Source organism: Shewanella sp. 1180_01 (genome assembly GCF_052850535.1).
Genome location: NZ_VXCT01000141.1, coordinates 1 through 1,218, shown reverse-complemented (window position 1 = coordinate 1,218; position 1,218 = coordinate 1). Strand labels below are relative to the sequence as shown.

Genomic DNA, 1,218 nt, shown 5'->3' with positions numbered 1-1,218 from the left:
CAGGGCGAGATCATACTTTGTTAACAGTAGGGAACTTCTTCCTATCTGCATGATCTGATCGGGCATGTTATTCTACTGAGCCTAATCCATGTCCTTATTTGAACACTTGAAACTCATCGAAGACCCTCGCTCTCACATCAACCTAGACCATGATTTAGTTGATATTATTTTTCTTGTTTTAGCCGCAATCGCTTCAGGTTGTGATGGCTGGCAAGCTATTGAAGAATTCGGCCAAGAGAACCTATCTTGGCTACGTAAACATCGAGATTTTGACAAAGGGATCCCGACTCGGCATTCCATTGCTCGGATCATTAAAGTTATTGATACCGAAATACTGGTGTTAACGCTCTTTCGTTGGGCAAATAGTTTAAGAGAAACCTCATCCAAGCCATTGATCGCTATTGACGGCAAAACCTTGCGGGGTGCTGTTAATCAACATGGTGCTAAAAATGCGCTACACCTCGTTTCGGCCTTTGATACCGAACAAGGAATTGTGCTGTATCAGCAAGATACACAGACCAAAGGTAACGAAATCGCAACGGTTCAAGCGCTGTTGCACATGTTAGACATTAAAGATGCTGTTGTAACCTTTGATGCACTTCACTGCCAGCGGGAAACGCTTCAACAAATTATCAAAGCTAAAGGCGACTATGTTGTTCAGGTAAAAGGCAACCAACCGCTACTGAGGCAGGCCATTGAGATGCAATTTCAACCTCACTGGGATAACGACGGCGTCGACATATTAAGTATCGAAGAGGATGACAAGGGGCATGGCCGTAAGGAGCGTCGCACAACGTTTCAAGTCCCAGCAAAGCTGCCACAGGCGCTCGCGAAAAAGTGGCTATCAGCCAAGTCACTCATAGCAGTTGAACGTCAACGAACATGTAAAGGCATTACAACCATAAATACGGATTATTACTTAAGCTCTTTACCTTTAGACGTCGAACTTGCAGCCAAAGCGGTGCGTCAGCATTGGCACATCGAGAACCTGCAACACTGGGTGCTTGACGTCACTTTTAGGGAAGACTGTTCAAGGATTGGTGACCGTGAAAACGCGAAGAAGATGGCGCTATTTCGGCGTATTGTGCTGAACCTTTTAGAGCAACATCCGCTAAAAGCCAGCAAACCAACCAAGATAAGAAAAGCAGCATGGAATGGCGATTTTAGAAGCGAGATATTCTTTGGTTAAGAGATTTAACAAAGCTTAATCCCGCCCTG

The 1,218-nt window shown here is 44.9% G+C and carries 1 protein-coding gene; it reads left to right on the top strand.

Annotation, left to right across the window (positions count from 1 at the left end; translation table 11 throughout):
• The first annotated feature begins 88 nt into the window (after positions 1 to 88).
• Positions 89 to 1,189, top strand: a complete 1,101-nt coding sequence (locus FW758_RS24500) for an ISAs1 family transposase (protein WP_446446818.1) — start codon at positions 89 to 91, stop codon at positions 1,187 to 1,189.
• Positions 1,190 to 1,218: the final 29 nt, after the last annotated feature.

Excerpts from the sequence above, each read along its gene's own strand:
- FW758_RS24500 (WP_446446818.1), top strand. The coding sequence starts at position 89 with ATGTCCTTATTTGAACACTTGAAACTCATCGAAGACCCTCGCTCTCAC.